Source organism: Gordonia shandongensis DSM 45094 (genome assembly GCF_000423025.1).
Classification (GTDB): domain Bacteria; phylum Actinomycetota; class Actinomycetes; order Mycobacteriales; family Mycobacteriaceae; genus Gordonia; species Gordonia shandongensis.
The window spans coordinates 29,922-49,753 of sequence record NZ_AUHE01000013.1; the positions used below are offsets into that span (position 1 = coordinate 29,922).

12 protein-coding genes, 1 tRNA gene and 2 pseudogenes are annotated in these 19,832 nt (G+C 69.9%); 8 read left to right on the forward strand and 7 right to left on the reverse strand.

The features are described 5' to 3' along the window. Window positions 1-11: 11 nt before the first annotated feature. Window positions 12-488: a GNAT family N-acetyltransferase gene (locus tag G528_RS17360; protein WP_084638176.1), complete on the forward strand. Its 477-nt coding sequence runs from the start codon at window positions 12-14 to the stop codon at window positions 486-488. 94 nt (window positions 489-582) lie between these two features. On the opposite strand, the gene G528_RS0111885 is transcribed toward G528_RS17360, so the two are convergent. From G528_RS0111885 to G528_RS0111895, 3 genes are all read right to left on the reverse strand, one after another. Further along, a tRNA-Arg gene (locus G528_RS0111885) sits at window positions 583-655 on the reverse strand. 66 nt (window positions 656-721) lie between these two features. Next, window positions 722-3,334 carry an AAA family ATPase gene (locus G528_RS0111890; RefSeq protein ID WP_035719897.1) on the reverse strand — a complete coding sequence of 871 codons (2,613 nt, stop codon included), beginning with the start codon at window positions 3,332-3,334 and terminating at the stop codon, window positions 722-724. Further along, entirely contained in the window at window positions 3,331-4,614 is a 1,284-nt protein-coding gene (locus G528_RS0111895; protein WP_084638177.1) for a metallophosphoesterase family protein, read from the reverse strand. The genes G528_RS0111890 and G528_RS0111895 overlap by 4 nt, the downstream gene beginning before the upstream one ends. A gap of 163 nt (window positions 4,615-4,777) precedes the next feature. On the opposite strand from G528_RS0111895, the gene G528_RS17365 reads away from it, so the two are divergent. The 4 genes and pseudogenes from G528_RS17365 to G528_RS0111910 all read left to right on the forward strand — a co-directional run bounded on the left by G528_RS17365 (window position 4,778) and on the right by G528_RS0111910 (window position 13,240). Continuing rightward, on the forward strand, window positions 4,778-5,512 hold the full coding sequence (locus G528_RS17365; RefSeq protein ID WP_245569755.1) for a hypothetical protein: 735 nt from the start codon (window positions 4,778-4,780) through the stop codon (window positions 5,510-5,512). A 74-nt stretch (window positions 5,513-5,586) separates the two neighbouring features. Continuing rightward, window positions 5,587-9,000, forward strand: a pseudogene (locus G528_RS0111905) (ABC transporter ATP-binding protein); the annotation flags it as partial. Between the two features lie 81 nt (window positions 9,001-9,081). After that, a pseudogene (locus G528_RS18955) lies at window positions 9,082-9,267 on the forward strand (hypothetical protein); the annotation flags it as partial. Window positions 9,268-9,466: 199 nt separating this feature from the next. Next, entirely contained in the window at window positions 9,467-13,240 is a 3,774-nt protein-coding gene (locus G528_RS0111910; RefSeq protein ID WP_026919167.1) for a multifunctional oxoglutarate decarboxylase/oxoglutarate dehydrogenase thiamine pyrophosphate-binding subunit/dihydrolipoyllysine-residue succinyltransferase subunit, read from the forward strand. 25 nt (window positions 13,241-13,265) lie between these two features. Here G528_RS0111910 and G528_RS0111915 read toward each other — a convergent pair whose 3' ends face one another. Next, window positions 13,266-13,898 (reverse strand): TetR/AcrR family transcriptional regulator, encoded by a 633-nt coding sequence (locus G528_RS0111915; RefSeq protein ID WP_026919168.1) that lies wholly within the window; start codon window positions 13,896-13,898, stop codon window positions 13,266-13,268. A gap of 76 nt (window positions 13,899-13,974) precedes the next feature. On the opposite strand from G528_RS0111915, the gene G528_RS17370 reads away from it, so the two are divergent. Together G528_RS17370 and G528_RS0111925 are read left to right on the forward strand one after the other, a co-directional pair. After that, complete coding sequence (locus G528_RS17370; RefSeq protein WP_035719899.1) at window positions 13,975-15,507, forward strand: flavin-containing monooxygenase; 1,533 nt, start codon at window positions 13,975-13,977, stop codon at window positions 15,505-15,507. A 25-nt stretch (window positions 15,508-15,532) separates the two neighbouring features. Next, entirely contained in the window at window positions 15,533-16,360 is an 828-nt protein-coding gene (locus G528_RS0111925) for an SDR family NAD(P)-dependent oxidoreductase (RefSeq protein ID WP_026919169.1), read from the forward strand. Between the two features lie 45 nt (window positions 16,361-16,405). Here G528_RS0111925 and G528_RS0111930 read toward each other — a convergent pair whose 3' ends face one another. Beyond that, window positions 16,406-17,386 (reverse strand): glycine betaine ABC transporter substrate-binding protein, encoded by a 981-nt coding sequence (locus G528_RS0111930; RefSeq protein WP_245569756.1) that lies wholly within the window; start codon window positions 17,384-17,386, stop codon window positions 16,406-16,408. Between the two features lie 35 nt (window positions 17,387-17,421). After that, on the reverse strand, window positions 17,422-18,039 hold the full coding sequence (locus G528_RS0111935; protein WP_026919171.1) for a MarC family protein: 618 nt from the start codon (window positions 18,037-18,039) through the stop codon (window positions 17,422-17,424). 34 nt (window positions 18,040-18,073) lie between these two features. Here G528_RS0111935 and G528_RS0111940 point away from each other — a divergent pair, with 34 nt between their 5' ends. Continuing rightward, window positions 18,074-19,183 (forward strand): magnesium and cobalt transport protein CorA, encoded by a 1,110-nt coding sequence (locus tag G528_RS0111940; protein WP_026919172.1) that lies wholly within the window; start codon window positions 18,074-18,076, stop codon window positions 19,181-19,183. A gap of 43 nt (window positions 19,184-19,226) precedes the next feature. Here G528_RS0111940 and G528_RS0111945 read toward each other — a convergent pair whose 3' ends face one another. Next, a complete protein-coding gene (locus G528_RS0111945; protein ID WP_026919173.1) occupies window positions 19,227-19,814 on the reverse strand; it encodes a suppressor of fused domain protein in 588 nt (195 codons plus the stop codon). Between the last annotated feature and the right edge of the window lie 18 nt (window positions 19,815-19,832).

Below are 19,832 nucleotides of genomic sequence, written 5' to 3' on the forward strand. Positions count from 1 at the left end.
ATAATCGCCCCATGAGCTCCCGTCCTTCTTCCGGCGTTCCCCGTCCCCCGGTCGTCGACGATCGTTTCGAGTTCTTCGACGACCGCACCAGACTCGACATGCCGACGATCATCGCGTTCCTGTCCGAGCACGCGTACTGGGGTCGGTGGCGCAGCGTCACCGACATCCGCGACGCGATCGCCGGCTCCTGGCGGGTCGTGGGGGCGGTCGACACCGCGACCGGCGAGTTCGTCGCCTTCGCCCGGGCGATCTCCGACGGCGTCACCGTCGCCTACCTGTCGGACGTCTTCGTGGTCCCTTCGGCACGCGGCCACGGCATCGGCAAGAGGCTGGTCGACGAGATGATCGAGCGTGGCCCGGGCGCCCACTTCCGCTGGCTGCTGCACACCGACGACGCCCACGGTCTGTATCGCCGCTTCGGCTTCACGACCCCCGACGAGACCGTTCTCGAACGCCGCCGGATCCGGCCGATCCCACCGCGACCCTGATGACGCAGGCGAACGTGACGGAGACGAACATGACGTAGGCGAACACAGAGAAACCCCCTGACCTGAGCTGAACGCTCGATCAGGGGGAATGCTGTGCCCCCCGCAGGATTCGAACCTGCGACCTTCTGCTCCGGAGGCAGACGCTCTATCCCCTGAGCTAGGGGGGCTCGTTGGGCGAGAGCAACATTAGCGCACACGCCCCCGCGCGCCCAACACCGGGGGTCACGGCGCCGTCACACGGCGATCAGTCTCGCGCCCTCGACATCCCGGTAGCGGTCGGGCGTGCACGTCAAGATGATGATCTGCGCCTGTGCCCCGGAATCTCCGAGCACACGCGCCATCGATGCGAGACGCTGCGGATCGGTGTACCCCAGCGCATCGTCGAGAATCACCGGAGCACCGTCCGCGGCGTCGACGAGGGTCGCGCAGGCCAGCCGGGCCAGCAGTCCCAGTTGCTCACGAGCACCACCCGACAGCGCCTCGACATCGACGGTGACGCCGTCGAGGGTCCGGGTCGCGATGGTGAAGTCATCGGCCACCCGAAACCGGACACCGGTGCCGAACACCGGTGCCGCCAGCTCTTCGAGACGCCGGGCGAACGGACCGACATGCTGCGCACGGCTCTCATTGCGCTTCCGCTGCAGCGTCTCGTGGAGCAGCCGCGCGCCGGCAGCCCGCTCCGAGACACGCCGCAGCTGAGCCTGGGCCGCGTCGTCGGCCGCGACGGCGTCCGAGAGCTCGTCGAGTCGGCCGTCGGTGCGGCAGATCTCCAACCGCGTCGCCAATTCAGTGCGCTCGGTCTTCGCTGCCGCCAACTGGTCGCGCACCCGCTGCTGCGCGGCCTCGCACTGATCCACATCGGCCCGGAGCCGAGCGGGATCGATCCCCTGCAGCCGCGCCCGCACAGTCGTCAACGTCTCCTGCGCGGCCGCCAGCGCCGCATCGCACCGATCGACCCGTGCCACCAATGCCTCGTCGGTCGTCACCGCCGTCTCCTCGACCAGATCGGCTTCGAGGTTCGCGGCCTCCTCGGCCGTCCGGTGTCCGGCCGCCTCCAGCGTGCCGGCCCGGGCCGTCTGCTCCCGTGCGGCAGCCAACTGCGCCTCCCGGTCGCGTTCGACACGCGTCACGGCGTCGGCCGCCTCCCGCTCCGCCGCCCGCATCGCAGCCAGGTCGACGGCCGGCGCCGCGGCTTGATCCTTCGCGGCACCGCCCTCGGGCAGTCGTGCCGCGATCTCGTCACGACGTGCCGCCACGTCCGCACGCGTGGCCCCGGCCAGCTCGCGAGCGATCGCCCGATCGAGATCCGCAGCCCGCGTCGCCGCCTCCGCGCGTCGTTGCGCCACCGCGGCGATCTCGTCGATGCTCTCGACCCCGCAGCGGTCCGCCAACGCCTCGGCCCGTCCGCGCAGTGCGGCGAGCCGGTCCGCCAGATCGGCGGAGTCACCGCCCGGTGCGACCTCGACCCGGACGGCGCCCGGCACCTCGACGACCGTCCGCTGCGACGCGGCCACCTCGGCCGAGTCGACGACCGATTCGCCGTCGACCACGACCTCGCCGTCACCGAGCCGCGTCACCGACACGATGGCGGCCGCCGCCTCCACTCGCGCGGACGCCGTGGTGATCGACTTGGACAGGTCGGCGGCCGCTCGAACGTCCTGATCGTCGACGCGACTCCGCTCGACGACCTCCCGCGCCGTCGCCCTCTCGGCACCGAGACGGTCGACCTCGGTGAGGACTCCCTCGAGGCGTGCGCACTGCTCGCGATCGGCGGCGACCGCCGCCTCGGCCTCGGCCGCCGCCACCTCCGCGCGCATCGCGTCCCACCGGGTCCGCGCCTCCGCGAGACGGGAGTCCAGTTCGGCGGCGGCTGCGGTCGCACGTTCGGCCGCGGACGTCGCCTCCCGGATCTGGTCGGCGTTCTCGGCGACCTCGGCGCGGAGCCGGTCCAGACGCTCACGGCGACGACCGCGCGCCGCGACGGCCTCCCGGGCCGCCGATGCGGCCAACTGTTTGGATTCCACGACGGCGGCCGCGGCGGTCGCCTGTTCGCCGATGCTCTCGGCCTCGGCGAGGGCCGCGCCGGCCGTGGCGAGCTCGACCTGCCCGGTGCGTTCGGTGTCGATGAGCTGCCGCACGGTCTCGACGACGCGGGGCAACCGGTCGGCGGCGTCGGCCACCGTGTCGAGGATCGCCTGCCGCTCGGCGACCGCCTCCCGCGTCTGGCGGGCGGCGGCGATGGCCTGTGCGAGTTCTCGAGCCGGCTTCCCGTGCGCCCGTGTGAAATACCTGTCGTACTCCGCGGCGACCGCCGCGACCAGATTCTGGGTCTCCGGGGTCTCCCCGCCGTCGGATTCGGTTTCGCCCGCCACCCGGTCGAGGGCACGCGAGAGTGCCGCACTGTCGGTCAGGTCTCCGAGCACGGGATCGCCGGACTGCAGCAGGCGCAGGGCGGTGAACAGCGTCCGGTCGAGCGACTGCGCCAGGATCGCCTCCACGCGCTCGTGCGCCGCGCGCCCGGTCAACTGCTCGGCGACCGGTTCGGTGATCGTGAGCGTGGTCTCCGGACTCCTGTTGAAGCATTTGCCGTATTCGAAACGCCAGGGACCGCAGGAGATCTCCGCCCACACCCGGGTCCCGACGTCGCGGCCCGCCGGCTGCACCGCGCGGACCTGCTTGGCCTTGCTGTCGGCCCGCACCGAGAGCAGCAGGTCGAAGGCCTCCACCATCGACGACTTACCCGCTTCGTTCTCTCCCTCGATGACCGTGACACCGCGGTCGGCGAACTCGACCTCGCGGTCGGTGATTCCGCGGAAGTCGCGGACCCCCAGTCGGTGCAGTCTCATCGGCCGGCCCCCGCCAGCCGGTGCAGCAGGGCCAGTGCCGACCGCGCCGCCGCCGCCTCCTCGGGATCGGCGGACGCGGCACGCTCGACGAGGTCGCCGGCGGTGTCGGCGGCATAGCCCTGCAGGTCCAAGACGTCGACGTCCGCAGGGTCGGCCACCACGGTCAGATCGTGGTGGCGTTCCCACACCGTGAGCGCGGCGAAGCGGTCGCCGAACTCGTCGATCACGTCACCGAGCGCCACGTGCTCGGCGACCGTCACGGTCCCCGTCAGGCCCAGCTGCACGACGGTGCGCGGCTTGTCGTCGATCCGCCCGAGCAGGGTCGCCAGGCGCTCGACGTCGGCGGCCGAGTCGACGTCCTCTCGGATCGTCCGGAACGCCCACTGCCCCACCCGGTGCCGGGTCACGTCGACGGAGGACTGCGCACCGCGGGTGAGCGTCACCTCCAGGACGTGTCCGGGATCGGTCTCGACGTGGTCGAACGCGGTGACCTCGGGGGCGCCGGAATACCAGACGCGGCCCGACCCGCCGACGGAGGTGACCGAGTGCCGATCGCCGAGGGCGACGTAGTCGACGAGTTGATCGGCGACCGCCGCGTCGATCGCGGCCGTCGACAGGATCGACGGGTCGTCGTCGGGCGTCAGCGAGTCCAGACCGCCGTGTCCGACGACGACGCGGATGTCGTCGCTCGGCGCCAACGCCCGGATCTGCTCGGTCACCAGATCGTGCAGGGGACGCTTGGTGGTCCACGGCGCCGCGATCAGCGTCACGCCGTCGCGGACCCGGACCGCACCCGCAGTGTCGAGGACCACCACATTGTCCGGGCAGGCGCGGGTGAACTCCGCGGAGGAGTACACGCTCGTCGCATCGAGCGGATCGTGGTTGCCGGGCAGCAGATACACGGGAACCGGATAGTCGCCGAGCGCGTCGAGCGTCCGGCGGATGGTCCGCGTCGACACCCGTGGATCGTCGAACACGTCACCGCACACGACGACGAACTCGGCGCCCGTCGACGCCGCGACCCGTCCGATGCGGGACACCGCGTCCTCGCGGGCGGCCGCGTAGGTGTGCTGAGCCTCGCCGCTCAGGAAGTGTCGCGTCATGCCGAGCTGCCAGTCGGCAGTGTGCAGGAAGGTGACCGTCCGGTCGGCGGCCGGGTCAGCGGGCGGTGTCGACTCGATCGGAAACAGCGACAAGGGCTCGGCGGCCGCGTCGTCGACGGCGACGTGGCCGACGTCGCCGACAGCGCCCTCGGTCTGCGCCTGCGCCTCGCCTGTCATCGGGACTCCTCGCCTCGACTCTCACTTCGTCGGCACCGTCCGCCGACTGTCGATCACGATCGTACGAGCCCCCTCCGACATCCCGGCGCAGGCGCCCGAACCGGTGGTTCGTCGGAGTCTGCGCCTACTGTGGACGCATCGCGTCGAGGTAGGAGGACACCAGATGAGTTCGCCGCACGAGTCGGACGTCGCACGCACCGGCGAGACCGCAGGCACATCGACCCCGGTCGTCCTCGGGGCACTGCTCGACCGCGCGCAGCGTCTGCAGCGCCCGGCCGTCGCCAGGTATATCGCCCGACTGCGCGCCAAGCATCCCGGCGAGGCCCCCGAACAGATCATCCGCAGGCTCGAACGCCAGTACCTGACGTCGGTGACCGCGTCGGGAGCCGCGGTGGGCGCCGCGGCCGCCGTCCCCGGCGTCGGCACGGTCACCGCCCTGGGCGCGTTGACCGCGGAGTCGGCGGTCTTCATCGAGGCGTCCGCGTTGCTCGCCCTCGCCGTCGCGGAGGTCCACGGCATCTCACCGCACGACACCGAACGACGGAAGGCCCTCGTCATGGCCGTCGCCCTCGGCGAGGAGGGCACCCTCATCATCGGCAAGGCCATCGGCTCGCGGTCCGGTGACGCGCTGGCGTCCCTCGGGGTGCCCGGACTCAACGTCGCCACGATCAACCGCACGCTCGGCAACCGGTTCGTGAAGAAGTTCGCACTCCGCAAGGCGCCGGTGGTGGCCGGCAAGTTGATTCCCGGCGGGATCGGCGCCGTCATCGGCGGCGGAGGCAACCGGGTGCTGGGCACGGCCGTCCTGCGGAACGCCCGGCGCGCGTTCGGTCCGCCGCCCCGTTTCTGGGACGTCGACGGCGAGGTGATCTCCGACGCCCGCGGCGTGACCGAATGAGCCGACCCGTCACCGACGGCTGGGTGCGGCGCCTGGTCGCCGAGTGTCTCCGACGACGACGCCTGGCGATCACGATGATCGTCGTCACGCTCGGAGCCGTGGCCGTCGACCTCGTCGCACCCCTGCTGACCAAGGCGGCCGTCGACACCGCGACCGGTCACGGAGTCGGGTGGCCCCTGGGCGCGGTGATCGCCGCCCTGCTGGTCGGCGCGGTGATCCGCTACGGGTGCCAATACGGAAGGCGGATGACGGCGGGCCGCATGTCGATCACGGTTCAGGACGGCCTGCGCAGGCAACTGCTCGACACCCTGCATCACGTCGACGGTCCCTCCCGCGACATCATCCGCACCGGGCAGGTCGTCTCGCGGTCGATCTCCGACCTCCAGGTGGTCCAGGGGCTGCTGGCCATGGCTCCGCTGTCGCTGGGCGGCGGCGTGCAGGTGGCGCTGTCACTGGTCCTCATGGCCTGGCTGTCGCCGATGCTGACGGTCGTCGCGATTCTGGTGGTCCCGGTGATCGTCGGCATCGTCTACCGGTCGCGCAGGCGGATGTTCGCAGCGACGTGGTCGGCTCAGCAGTCGGCGGCGGAGGTCGCCGGTCACGTCGAGGAGTCGGTCACCGGGGTCCGCGTGGTGAAGGGCTTCGGCCAGGAGCGCCGCGCCACCGATGAGCTCGTCGACCTGGGGGCCACCCTGTACCGTCACAAGCTGCGCGCAGCGCGGATCAACGCTCGGTTCATGCCGCTGATCTCGCAGGCGCCGCAGCTCGCGATGGTCGCCGTCATCGGCCTCGGCGGTTACCTGGTGTACCGCGGATCGATCACCCCGGGCACCTTCCTGGCCTTCTCGACCTACCTGGCGACGATGACGGGTCTGGCACGGATCCTCACGAACCTCATCGTGAACGCACAGCTCGCCGCGTCGGCGGTGACGCGCGTGTACGACGTCATCGATCACCCGCGCGATGCCGCCTTCGACGCCGTCGGCACGGTGCCGGACGGTCCGCTCGGACTCGCGTTCACGGGCGTCGGCGTCGCTCACGACGGTCGCGCCGTGCTCGACGGTCTCGATCTCAGCGTGGCCCCCGGGGAGTGCGTCGCCGTGGTGGGCGGCCCCGGATCGGGGAAGTCGACTCTCGCCGAACTCGTCGGCGGCGCCTATCGGCCCGACTCCGGAAGCGTCGCCCTCACCTCGGCCGATGGCGGCCGGACCGAGGTCACCGCCGTGCACCCGGACCGGCTGAGCGCCGCGGTGGCGATCGCCTTCGACGAACCCTTCCTCTACTCGGACACCATCGCGGCGAACATCGGCCTCGGTCCCCGACCGCCGTCGGGTGTGGTCGACGAGCACCTGCGCGACGCCGCCCGCGCCGCCGCCGCCGATTTCGCCGCCGATCTGCCCGACGGCTATCTCAGCGCGGTCGGCGAACGCGGGCTGACCCTGTCCGGCGGTCAGCGCCAGCGCGTCGCACTCGCCCGCGCGCTGCATCAGCGTCCCCGCGTCCTGGTCCTCGACGACGCCACCTCCGCGGTCGATGCGGCGACCGAACACCGCATCCTGGGCGGCCTGCGGTCGCTGGGGACCACCATGCTGGTGCTCGCGCACCGGAGTTCCACACTCGCCATCGCCGATCGCGTCGCGGTGCTCGACGGCGGACGCATCGTCGACGTCGGCACCGTCGACGAGCTGTCCGCCCGCAGTCCCCGTTTCCGGGAGCTGATGTCTCCCGCCGACACCGTCGAACAGCGGGATGCCGCCGCGGCCGGTGAACTCGCCCAGCAGGGCATCACCGTGGCCGCCCTGTGGCCGGGCGGCGTCGACGCCCCGGAGCCCCGGGCGCGGCGCACGACGAGCGCCCCGCCCCGTCCGGGACCGGGCGGGGGTCGGGCGGGCAGCGCGCTCGGCTCGATGCCCGCGACCGCCGAGATCCGGGCCGCGGTGGACGCGCTGCCGCCCGCCGACGAGGAGCCGCGCGTCGACGTCGCGGCCGCGCGCCGCGAGGAACGGGCGTTCAGCCTCGCCCGGACCCTCGCTCCGGTCCGCGGCCTGCTCGCCCTGGTGATCGCGACCATCGCCGTCGACACCCTGATCGGTCTCGCCTTCCCGACGCTGGCTCGGATGGTCCTCGACGCGGGGACGCGGCACGACCCCGGCGTGATCGGGACCGCGACGCTCACCGGCCTCGCCCTCGTGGTCCTGGCCGGTCTGGCCGGCGCACTCAACGTCGTCACCGCCGCGCGGGCGGGTGAACGGGTGCTGTACGCGTTGCGGATCCGCAGTTTCGCGCACCTGCAACGTCTCGGTCTCGACTATTACGAGCGCGAGTTGTCGGGCCGGATCATGACCCGCATGACCACGGACGTCGACGCCCTGTCCGGGTTCGTCCAGAACAGCCTCTCGGTGGCGGTCATCGCGGTGCTGACGCTCGGCGGGGTGTCGGTGGCCCTGCTGGTCACCGACTGGGAGCTCGGGCTGCTGATCGCCCCCGTCCTCCCGATCGTCGTCGCCGCGACCGTCGTGTTCCGCCGCATCAGTTCGCGCGCCTACACCCGCACGCGCGAACTCGTGTCGGCCGTCAACGCCGACTTTCAGGAGAACGTCACCGGCTTGGCGACCACCCGCGCCTACGGCCACATCGGGGTGGCCCGTGACGAATTCGGCGCCCGCAGCGACGCGTGGGTCTCCGCGCGAATGGACTCGCAGCGCGCGATCAGCGTGTACTTCCCGTTCATCACCTTCTGCTCGGAGGTCGCGACCGCGGTCGTCCTCGGCGTGGGCGCCGCCCGCGTCGCCGACGGCGCGCTCTCGCCGGGAACCCTGATCGCCTTCGTCCTCTACCTCGCCATGCTGTTCGGTCCGGTCCAGCAGTTGACGTCCGTCTTCGACGCCTACCAGCAGGCCGCCGTCGGCCTGCGGCGCATCCGCGATCTCCTCGCCACCCCGAGTTCTCTCGTCGAGAGCGCCTCGGGCGCGCTGCGGCCGACCGGATTCGACGGTCGGGTAACGCTCGACGGCGTCGACTTCCGCTATGCGGGCGCCGCGATCGACGCCCTCAGCGGCGTCGATCTCGAGATTCCGGCGGGCGGGTCGCTGGCCCTGGTCGGCACCACGGGCGCCGGGAAGTCGACGATCGTCAAGCTGCTGGCGCGCTTCTACGATCCGACGGCCGGAGCGGTCCGCATGGACGACACGGATCTGCGGGAGATCGATCTGCAGCATTACCGGCGGCGGCTCGGCGTGGTGCCGCAGGAGCCGCACCTGTTCGCCGGGACGGTCGCGTCGAACATCGCCTACGGGCGGCCGCGGGCCGGCCGCGACGAGATCGCCGCCGCGGCGCGACGGGTCGGCGCCGCCGGAGTCATCGCCGGGTTGCCCGGGGGGATGGAGTTCCCCGTCGCCGAACGCGGCCGCGGGCTGTCGTCCGGTCAACGCCAGCTCATCGCCCTCGCGCGCGCCGAACTCGTCGAACCGGACCTCATCCTTCTGGACGAGGCCACCGCGACCCTCGATCAAGCCACCGAGGCGCAGGTGCTGGCGGCCGGTGACGCGGTCGCGGTCCGCCGAACCAGCGTGATCGTCGCCCATCGACTCGCGACGGCCGCCCGCGCCGATGTGATCGCCGTCGTCGACGGCGGCCGGATCGTCGAGATCGGCACCCATGCGGAGCTTCTCGCCGCCGACGGCCACTACCGTCGCCTGTGGGACGCCGGGGTGTCGCCCGACGATCACGATCCCGCCGCCGCTGCGGCTCGCTGAAGCGGCGGCTCCGAGCCGGCCGTCCGCGTGATGTTGACCACTTATCCCGCCGCGTCAGGCGCCTTGTGTCGCGAATCGCACACAGCGTCGGCACGCCGCGTACCATCGACGGATGGCAGGTGGTCGGGTCCACAAGACCCCGGCCCGCCCGCCGACACGATCGAAGACAGACCTGGGTGAATTGAGGCGAGACAACGCTGTGAGCAGTTCGATTTCCGAATCCGATTTCGGACAGAACGAATGGCTGGTCGAGGAGATGTACCAGCGGTTCCAGACCAACCCCGAATCAGTCGATCCGAGCTGGCACGAGCTTCTCAAGAACTATCGCCCAGCCGACACCGGAGCCGCGGCGACGACCGGGACGCCGGGTGCCGGCGGCGGAGCGTCGAACGGGTCCGCGCCCACCGGAGCAACCCCGCCCGCAGCCACCCCGCCTGCAGCCACAGCTTCCGCGCCCGCCAAGCCCAAGCAGGCCGTCACCCTCGACACCGAGCCGACCCGCACGTCGACGGCGGCCACGCATCCGCCGGCGCCCGCACGCGAGGCCGCGGCGACCAAGGCGGCCTCCGGCACCAGCCTCACGGCGTCGACGGCGAAGTCCTCCGACACCCCGTCCGCCGATGAGAACACGGTGCTCCGCGGCGCGTCGGCGGCGATCGTCAAGAACATGGCCGCCTCCCTGGAGGTGCCGACCGCCACGAGCGTGCGCGCGATCCCGGCCAAGCTGATGATCGACAACCGCGTGGTCATCAACAATCACCTCGCCCGCACGCGCGGCGGCAAGGTGAGCTTCACCCACCTGCTCGGCTACGCCATCGTTCAGGCCGTCAAGGCGTTCCCGACCATGAACCGGCACTTCGCCGTCATCGACGGCAAGCCGAACGTCGTGACGCCCGCCCACACGAATCTCGGTCTCGCGATCGACCTGCAGGGCAAGAAGGGCGAGCGCACGCTCGTCGTCGCCGCCATCAAGGGCTGCGAGACGATGAACTTCGGCGAGTTCGTCGCCGCCTACGAGGACGTCGTCCGCCGCGCCCGGGACGGAAAGCTCGGCGCCGAGGACTTCTCGGGCGTCACCATCTCGCTGACCAACCCGGGAACCATCGGCACCGTGCACTCGGTGCCCCGCCTCATGAAGGGGCAGGGCGCGATCATCGGCGCCGGCGCGATGGAGTATCCGGCCGAGTTCCAGGGCGCCAGCGACGAGCAGATCGCCGAGATGGGCGTCGGCAAGCTGATGACGCTGACCTCCACCTACGATCACCGGATCATCCAGGGTGCCGAGTCGGGCGACTTCCTGCGCCGCATCCACAATCTGCTTCTCGAGGACGACTTCTGGGACGAGCTCTTCGTCTCGCTGCAGATCCCGTACGAGCCGGTCCGTTGGCGCCGTGACATCCCCGCCGGCGGCATCGACAAGACCACTCGCGTCCTGGAGCTGATCGCCGCGTACCGCAGCCGCGGCCACCTGATGGCCGACACCGATCCGCTGATGATGGACTCCGCGGCGCGTGTGGCCCACCCGGATCTCGACGTCCTCACCTACGGCCTGACGCTGTGGGATCTCGATCGGACGTTCAAGGTCGGCGGTTTCCACGGCAAGACCGAGATGAAGCTCCGCGACGTGCTCGCGGTGCTCCGCGACGCCTACTGCCGCCACGTCGGCGTGGAGTACACCCACATCCTCGATCCGGAACAGCAGCGTTGGCTCCAGGATCGCGTCGAGATCAAGCACGTCAAACCGTCGGTGGCCGAGCAGAAGTACATCCTGAGCAAGCTCAACGCCGCCGAGGCCTTCGAGACCTTCCTGGCGACCAAGTACGTCGGTCAGAAGCGTTTCTCCCTGGAGGGCGCCGAGGCCGTGATCCCGATGATGGACGCGGTCCTCGACCAGGGCGCCGAGCACGCCCTCGACGAGGTCGTCATCGGCATGCCGCACCGCGGCCGCCTCAACGTGCTGGCGAACATCGTCGGCAAGCCGTACTCGAAGATCTTCACCGAGTTCGAGGGCAACCTGGGCTCCGCGGAGTCGCACGGCTCCGGCGACGTCAAGTACCACCTCGGTGCCGAGGGCAAGTACTACCAGATGTTCGGCGACAACGAGATCACGGTCTCGCTGACCGCCAACCCGAGCCATCTCGAGGCCGTCGACCCCGTGCTCGAGGGCATCGTCCGCGCCAAGCAGGACAACTTCTCCGAGGACCAGCAGTTCGCCGTCCTCCCGCTCATGCTGCACGGCGACGCCGCGTTCGCCGGGCAGGGCGTGGTCGCCGAGACGCTCAACATGTCGATGCTGAACGGATACCGGACGGGCGGCACCGTGCACATCGTGGTGAACAACCAGGTCGGTTTCACCACGGCACCCGAGTACTCGCGCTCCACGCAGTACTGCACCGACATCGCCAAGATGATCGGCGCGCCGATCTTCCATGTGAACGGCGACGACCCCGAGGCGTGCGTCTGGGCCGCGAAGTTGGCCGTCGACTACCGCCAGGCGTTCAACCGCGACGTCGTCATCGACCTCGTCTGCTACCGGCGCCTGGGCCACAACGAGGGCGACGATCCGTCGATGACCCAACCGGCGATGTACGACGTCATCAACAACATCCGCAGCGTCCGCAAGAGCTACACCGAGGCCCTGATCGGGCGCGGCGACATCTCCACCAAGGAGGCCGAGGACGCGCTGCGCGACTACCAGGGCCAGCTGGAGCGGGTGTTCGTCGAGGTCAAGGAGCTCGACCGCTTCACGCCGGAGGCGTCGCCGTCGGTGGAGGGCGACCAGAAGCTCAAGACCAAGCTGGTCACCGCGGTGCCGCAGGAGAAGCTCATCGAGATCGGCGAGGCGTTCAACGCGCTCCCGGAGGGCTTCACCCCGCACCCGCGTGTGAAGCCGGTCCTCAAGCGTCGCCGCGAGATGCCGGTCGACGGCCATGTCGACTGGGCGTTCGCCGAGCTCATGGCGTTCGGCACGCTCGTGCAGGAGGGTCGCACGGTCCGGCTGTCGGGCCAGGACTCGCGTCGCGGCACGTTCACCCAGCGCCACTCGGTGCTCATCGACCGTGAGAACGGTTCGGAGTTCACCCCGCTGAATCACCTGCCGGACGCCACCGGCCGTTTCCTCGTCTACGACTCGCCGTTGAGCGAGTTCGGCGTCCTGGGCTTCGAGTACGGCTACGCCGTCGCGAATCCCGACGCGCTGGTGATGTGGGAGGCGCAGTTCGGCGACTTCGTCAACGGTGCGCAGTCGATCATCGACGAGTTCATCAGTTCCGGCGAGGCCAAGTGGGGGCAGCGGTCCGACGTCGTCCTGCTGCTGCCGCACGGCCACGAGGGTCAAGGCCCCGACCACACGTCGGGCCGCATCGAGCGTTTCCTCCAGCTGTGCGCGGAGGGTTCGATGACGGTGGCACTGCCGTCGACGCCCGCGAGCTACTTCCATCTGCTGCGTCGTCACGTCCACGACGGCATCAGCCGTCCGCTGGTCGTGTTCACACCCAAGTCGATGCTGCGCAACAAGGCCGCCGTCTCCCCGGTGGAGGAGTTCACCGACGGCAAGTTCCTGTCGGTGATCGACGATCCGTCGTTCACCCACGACAGCGGCGACCGCGGTGCGGTGAAGCGTGTGCTGCTCGTCAGCGGCAAGCTCTACTACGAGCTGGCGGCCCGCCGCGAGAAGGACGGGCGCGACGACATCGCCCTGGTCCGCGTGGAGCAGCTCTACCCGGTCCCCTACCGTCGGCTGGCCCGGACGCTCGAGCAGTACTCGAACGCCACCGACTTCGTGTGGGTCCAGGAGGAGCCGGCGAACCAGGGGCCGTGGCCGTTCCTCGGCCTGTGGCTGCCCGAGATGCTCCCCGATCTGCTCGGCGGGCTGCGGCGCATCTCGCGGCGCGCCATGTCGGCGCCGTCGTCGGGGTCGAGCAAGGTTCATGCCGTGGAGCAGGCCGAGATCATCGATCAGGCATTCGGCTGACGGCTGCGGCCCGACCGGCCGACCGCTATGCGTCGGCGTCGGGTCCCGTGATCGCATCTGCCATGCCGGCGAGGGCGGGAAGCGCCGTCACCAGCATCGACAAGAGTTCGTCGCGACTGATCACCGGCTCGTACAGCCAGCGGAGCATGGTCTCCTCCACGAACGCGATCCACCCCGCGACGGCCACCTCCACCGCGGGCGAGGCGGTGAGCCCCAGATCGGGGCCGTAGGCCATGATCCGGTCGATGAGGACCGCGCGGGTGCCGTCCGCCACTTCGCGGATCTCCGGGTCGTTGCTGCGCGAGCCGCGGAGCAGTCCGAGGTATCCGTCACGGTTGCCGGACACGTAGTCGATGTACGCGGCCATCGATTCGGTGAGCACGGCGATCGGGTCGTCGAGGTCCTCGCGGGGCGCGGTGCGTTCCACGAGGCGATCGGCGAGTTTCCGCACCACCGCGAGGTGGAAGTCCCCCTTGGACTCGAAGTAGTGGAAGATCAGACCGCGAGAGACGCCGGCGGCGTCGGCGACGGCCTCCATCGTGATCGTCTCCAGCGCCTGGCCTTGCGCCATCTGGAATCCCAGTTCGAGCAGCTGTTCTCGACGCGCCTCGCGACTCATCCTGATCCGCGGCGTCGGACGGGCGTTGACGGTGGACATGACCACACGCTAGCACTATTGAATCGGGCTCAATTGCCTATTGACTCAGGTTCAGTAACCGCACTACGGTGTCACTATGACAACGCACGATGTAGAGATCGCGATCATCGGAGCCGGGTTCTCCGGCCTCGGCGCAGCCATCAAGCTGATCCAGGAGGGTGTCGACGATTTCGTGGTCCTCGACCGCGGCCGGGACTTCGGCGGCACGTGGCGCGACAACGTGTACCCCGGCGCCGCATGCGACGTGCCCTCGCACCTGTACTCGTACTCGTTCGCGCTGAATCCGCAGTGGTCTCGCTCGTACTCGCACCAGCCCGAGATCCATCGCTACATCAACGCCGTGGCCGACGAGCACGGCGTCGCCGGCCACACCCTGTTCGGCACCGAGGTGACCCACGCGGAGTGGGACGAGGACACCCACCGGTGGAACCTGCGGTACACCCGCGACGGCGAGCAGCACACGATGACGGCCCGCAACCTCGTCGGCGCGGTCGGCCCCCTGTGCGAGCCGAACCTGCCCGACATCGACGGGATCGACGAGTTCGGCGGCACCATCGTCCACTCCGCCCGCTGGGACACCGACTACGACTTCGCCGGCAAACGGGTCGCCGTCATCGGCACGGGAGCCTCCGCCATCCAGATCGTCCCCCAACTCGGCCGGGTCGTCGGGCACATGGACGTCTACCAGCGCACCGCACCGTGGATCATTCCCCGCAACGAGCGCCCCTATCTCGGCGTCGAGAACTGGGCGTTCAAGCACGTCCCCGGACTCCAGGCTGCCATCCGCGGCGGCATCTACACCTTCAACGAGGCCGTCGCCGCGGGCATGACCTACGCACCGAAGGCCCTCAAACCCGTCGAGGCCCTGTGCCGCGCCAACATCTTCCGCGGGATCCGCGACCCCGAACTCCGGAAGGCCGTGACCCCCGCCTTCGCGGTCGGCTGCAAGCGCATCCTCAAGTCGAACGACTGGTACCCGACCCTCGACCGGGACAACGTCGACCTGGTGACGAGCGGTATCGATCGCATCACCCCGACCGGCATCGTCACGGCCGACGGCACCGTCCGCGACGTCGACGTGATCGTCGTCGCGACGGGTTTCCACGTCACCGACTCCCCCGTCTTCGACACCATCGTCGGCGCCGCGGGCGAGAGCCTGGCCCAGGTGTGGGACCGCGAGGGCATGGCGGCCTACAAGGGGGCGTTCGTGCACGGATTCCCCAACATGATGCTGCTCATCGGCCCGTCGACGGGCCTCGGCCACACCTCGATGGTCTACATGATCGAATCGCAGCTCAACTACCTCGTCGACTACATCCGGACCGTCCGCGATCGCGGGCTCGCGCGGGTCGACGTCTCGAAGTCGGCGCAGGACGCCTTCAACACCGACGTTCAGCACTCCCTGCGCCGTAGCGTGTGGGTGACCGGCGGCTGCGCCTCGTGGTACCAGGATCACAACGGGAACATCACCGTCCTGTGGCCCGGATTCACGTTCGTGTTCCGAAACCAGACCCGTCGTTTCGACATCGCCGCCTACGACGTCGCCGTCGCCGACGAGAGCGACACCACCGAATCCGTCACCGGGAAGCCGGTCGGCATCGACGCCTGAGGTTCAGGCAGACCAGGAGATACACATGAAGGACTTCAAGAACAAGGTCGTCGTCATCACCGGCGCCGGCTCCGGCATGGGCCGGGATCTCGCGGTGAAGCTCGGCCGTCGCGGCGCCAAGATCGCCGTCTCCGATGTCAACCCCGACGGCCTCGCCGAGACCGAGCGGCTGGTCGCCGCCACGGGCGCGCAGGTGCACGCGCAACTGCTCAACGTCGCCGAGCGCGAGGCCGTCCTCGCCTACGCAGACACCGTCGCCGCACATTTCGGCACCGTGAACGTCGTCTTCAACAACGCGGGCATCGCCCACCACGGCGAGGTCGAGACGATGGAGTTCAAGGACATCGAGCGCGTGATGGACATCGACTACTGGGGCGTCGTCAACGGCACCAAGGCGTTCCTGCCCTACATCATCGCGTCCGGTGACGGCCACATCGTGAACACGTCCTCACTGTTCGGCCTCCTGTCCGAGCCCGGCCAGGCCGCCTACAACTCGGCGAAGTTCGCGGTCCGCGGCTTCACCGAAGCCCTCAACCAGGAGATGATCATCGCCAAGCACCCGGTGAAGGTGACCTGTGTGCACCCCGGCGGCATCAAGACCGCCATCGCGCGCAACTCCACCACCTCCGGCGAGCACGATCAGAAGAAGACCGCCGAGTTCTTCGACAAGTACCTCGCGCGCACCAGCTCCGAGAAGGCCGCGGACATCATCATCAAGGCCGTGGAACGTGAACGCGCCCGCGTCCTGGTCGGCGCCGACGCCAAGATCCTCGACCTCGGGGTCCGCCTCGTCGCCTCGGGATACCAGGGCATCAGCGCCCGGGTGACCAAGTGGGGACTCTCCCGGGTCTGACCCGCCACCGAACGCGGAGTCCTCGACCCGCGGCGTCGACCCCGGTCAGACGCCGCGGGTCGATCTCCATTCGTCGGCGACCGCCCGCGGGTCGGCGCCGCGGTCGACCCGCGCGACGAGTTCCATGAGGTCGGCCGTGGTCAGCTCCCCGGCGACCCTGCTGAGCGCCTTGGTCTGCGACTTCCCGATGCGGGCCGACCGATACACCGGAACCAGGTCCTGGGCGATCGGTCCGTCGCCGTCCGCCCGCAGCACGACGACGTCGCTCCGTTCGGAGACATCGGCCGCCGCCTCGAAACCGGTGAGGACGCCGAGCGCCTCCCCGGTGGCCGCACGTCGTACGACCTCGGCGGCGGCGACGCGCTCGACGACGGCTCCGAATCGGCATCCGCCGAATGCGTGCCGCAGTTCGGGCGTCAGCACGCCGGTCGTCACCACGGGCAACCCGGCGGGCAATGACCCGCAATCGGCGAGCGCCGAGACGTCGTGGGCCTCGAGCAGCGACTGGGCCGCGATCATCCGCGGTCGATCGCTGACCGCGGCGGGATCACCGATCGTCACGTCCTGCGGGAGAGCGCGATTGACCGCGACCTCGACGTCGGCGGACGCCGTCTCGGTCGGTCGTGGGACCAGGGTGGAGAGCAGGGTGCCCGACAGCGCGGGGAACAGATCGACCTCACCGCGGGCCGTCGCATCGACCAGCTCTCGCATTCTCGCCGGATCGCCCCCCGGACGATCACCGCCTGCCGGGTCGTCGACGTCGACCGGCACGCCCGTGCGGGCCAGTGCCCCGGCGTACACGGCGGCGGCCACGCGCATCGGCGTACTCCCGTCGCTGCGGATCCGCAGCGGTTCCGCATCATCGGATCCGCACCCCGTCAGGGCGATGAGCGCGACCACCAGAGCCGCCATCAGTGCTGCCGCGCGGGTGGGCACCGGTCGGGGTCGGGTCGCGGGCGCCTGCGTCGACGCGGACCTCGGCATCGACTCAGGCGTCGACTCAGGCATCGGGTTCGGCTCAGTCATCGATGTCGACTGTAGTCGGGCATCGCGGCTGCGCATCAGGCCGTCGCCGCGAAACCGATCACCGACGTGGCGATCAGCTGGACGGCGATGGCCGCCAGCAGCAGACCCGCGATCTTGGCGAGCAGCGTGATCCCACCGACCTTGAGCACCCGGATCAGGGTCGTCGAATAGTAGAGGGCGACGGCGACCACGATGTGCGCGGTGAGGATCGCCGCGGCGATCGCCAGGTAGGCGCCGACGTCGCCGTGGCCCTCGCTGACGGCCACGATGACCGCCGCGATGGCGCCCGGGCCGGCGAGCAGCGGTGTTCCCAACGGGACGAGGGCCACGTTCACGTCGTCGGAGGCGTGGTCGACGGGACTGTCCCCCATTCCCGTCAAGAGTTGCAGGGCCACCAGGAGCAGCAGCAGACCGCCCGCACCCTGCAGGGCCGGGATCCCGATGTGCAGATATCCCAGAATCGCCCGACCGCCGACCGCGAAGATGCTGATGACCAGCAGGGAAACGAGCGGCGCCTGCCAGGCGGCCTTCGTGCGGTACTCCGGGGACCGACGGCCGACGAGCGACAGGAACACCGGAACCTGGCCGGGCGGATCCATGATGACGATCAACGTGATCGCCGTCGCCGTATACACCGAGAGGTCGAATGCCACCGGACGAGTGTATGCGACACATTAGAGTCGGGGCGTGCCGTCAATTCCGAGAAGGCCGTCAGGACCCCGCCCGGATCGACGCGGGACCTCCGACCGGCCCGCCGCCGCACCGCAGCCCGTCGACCACGCCGTCATCGACTACGCGATCTACGTGGACGGCCGCCGGGAGCCGGCGCCGCCCGACTTCCACGACGCCCTCGCCCGTGTCCGCACGACCGGCGAGGGCTTCGTCTGGCTCGGCCTGCATGAACCCGACGAACGGCAGATGAACGAGGTCGCCGCCGCGTTCGACCTGCATCCGCTGATGGTCGAGGACGCCGTCCACGCCCATCAGCGTCCCAAGTTGGAGCTCTACGACGACACCGTCTTCCTCGTGTTGCGGACCGTGAAGTATCTCGCCCACGAGTCGTTCGACCGCGCCAACGACATCGTCGAGACCGGCGAGATCATGGTGATCGCCGGGCGGGACTTCGTGCTCACCGTGCGGCACGGGGAGCACACGCACCTCGCGGGAGTCCGATCCCGCCTGGAGCGGTCCCCCGAGCATCTGGCGCTCGGACCGGCGACGGTGGTGCACGCCGTCGCCGACCGGGTGGTCGACTCGTACGTCGACGTGGTCAACGAGATGGAGGACGACGTCGACGAACTCGAGGAGCGGACCTTCGCCGCATCGTCGCGTGACATCGACATCGACGTGGTCTACCTGTTCAAACGCGAGGTGCTGCAGTTGCGTCGCGCCGTCGCGCCCCTGGCGTCCCCGCTGTCGCTGCTGGCCGGGAACAAGACGGCGCCGGTGGCCCGTGCGATGACTCCGAACGGCAAGGAGATCCGCAAGCACTTCCGCGACGTCGCCGACCATCTGACCGCGGTCGACGACATGGTCGCCGAGTACGACGATCGCCTCACCACACTCCTGAACGCGGCGGCGACCAAGGTCAACATCCAGATGAACAACGACATGCGGAAGATCTCGGCGTGGGCCGCGATCGCCGCCATTCCGACCGCGGTCGCGGGCATCTACGGCATGAACTTCGACGTCATGCCCGAGTTGCACCTGGAGTACTCGTACCCGATCCTGCTGGTCGTCCTGCTGGCGGCGTGCTTCACCCTGTGGCGGGTCTTCCACCGGTACCACTGGCTGTGAGGCCGGTCAGAGACTCACGGGCCCTCAGAGACTCACGGGGCCCTCAGAGACTCACGGGGGCCCGCAGCGGATCGGTGACATCGGTACCGGCCTCGGCCCACGCCTCGCGGAGGGCCTCGGCGCCCTTCAGACGCACCCAGGCGGCCTCGTTCGCGGTGATCGGCAGTGCGCGCAGGAAGGTCACCGGATCGGCGGGCGCGTCGAGCGGCAACGGCTCGACATCGGTGTCGGGTTCCAGCAGGAACGCCGAACAGGTCGCACCCGCCCACAGGGGTTCCTGCAGGTCGACCAGCGAATCGGGGCCGAGCACCAGCCCCTCCACCGCGGGAGCCGCCGCGAGCATCGCCAGTGACCGGTGCAGTCCCTGCAGCGGCACCGAGGCGCGCAGACGCATCGTCACCTCGGCGCGCGGTCCCCGCACCGGATCGGGCGCGAGGTCGGACGGGTCGTGCATCGGATGCCGTGCGCAGCCGACCGACGCGAACACCGCATCGTCACCGTCGACGAATCGCAGGACGTCGAGCGCCTGCACCCCGACGAAGGTCACCGATGCCCGTTGCGGGTCGGAGCCGATCGTCGCGGACACGTGCGCGACCACCCGGTCGGAGACCGAACTCGTAGACGAACTCACCCCTCCAGTTAAACACCG

Coding starts and splice junctions, on each gene's coding strand:
- G528_RS17360 (WP_084638176.1), top strand. CDS start 12: ATGAGCTCCCGTCCTTCTTCCGGCGTTCCCCGTCCCCCGGTCGTCGAC.
- G528_RS0111890 (WP_035719897.1), bottom strand. CDS start 3,334: ATGAGACTGCACCGACTGGGGGTCCGCGACTTCCGCGGAATCACCGAC.
- G528_RS0111895 (WP_084638177.1), bottom strand. CDS start 4,614: ATGACAGGCGAGGCGCAGGCGCAGACCGAGGGCGCTGTCGGCGACGTC.
- G528_RS17365 (WP_245569755.1), top strand. CDS start 4,778: ATGAGTTCGCCGCACGAGTCGGACGTCGCACGCACCGGCGAGACCGCA.
- G528_RS0111915 (WP_026919168.1), bottom strand. CDS start 13,898: ATGTCCACCGTCAACGCCCGTCCGACGCCGCGGATCAGGATGAGTCGC.
- G528_RS17370 (WP_035719899.1), top strand. CDS start 13,975: ATGACAACGCACGATGTAGAGATCGCGATCATCGGAGCCGGGTTCTCC.
- G528_RS0111925 (WP_026919169.1), top strand. CDS start 15,533: ATGAAGGACTTCAAGAACAAGGTCGTCGTCATCACCGGCGCCGGCTCC.
- G528_RS0111930 (WP_245569756.1), bottom strand. CDS start 17,386: ATGACTGAGCCGAACCCGATGCCTGAGTCGACGCCTGAGTCGATGCCG.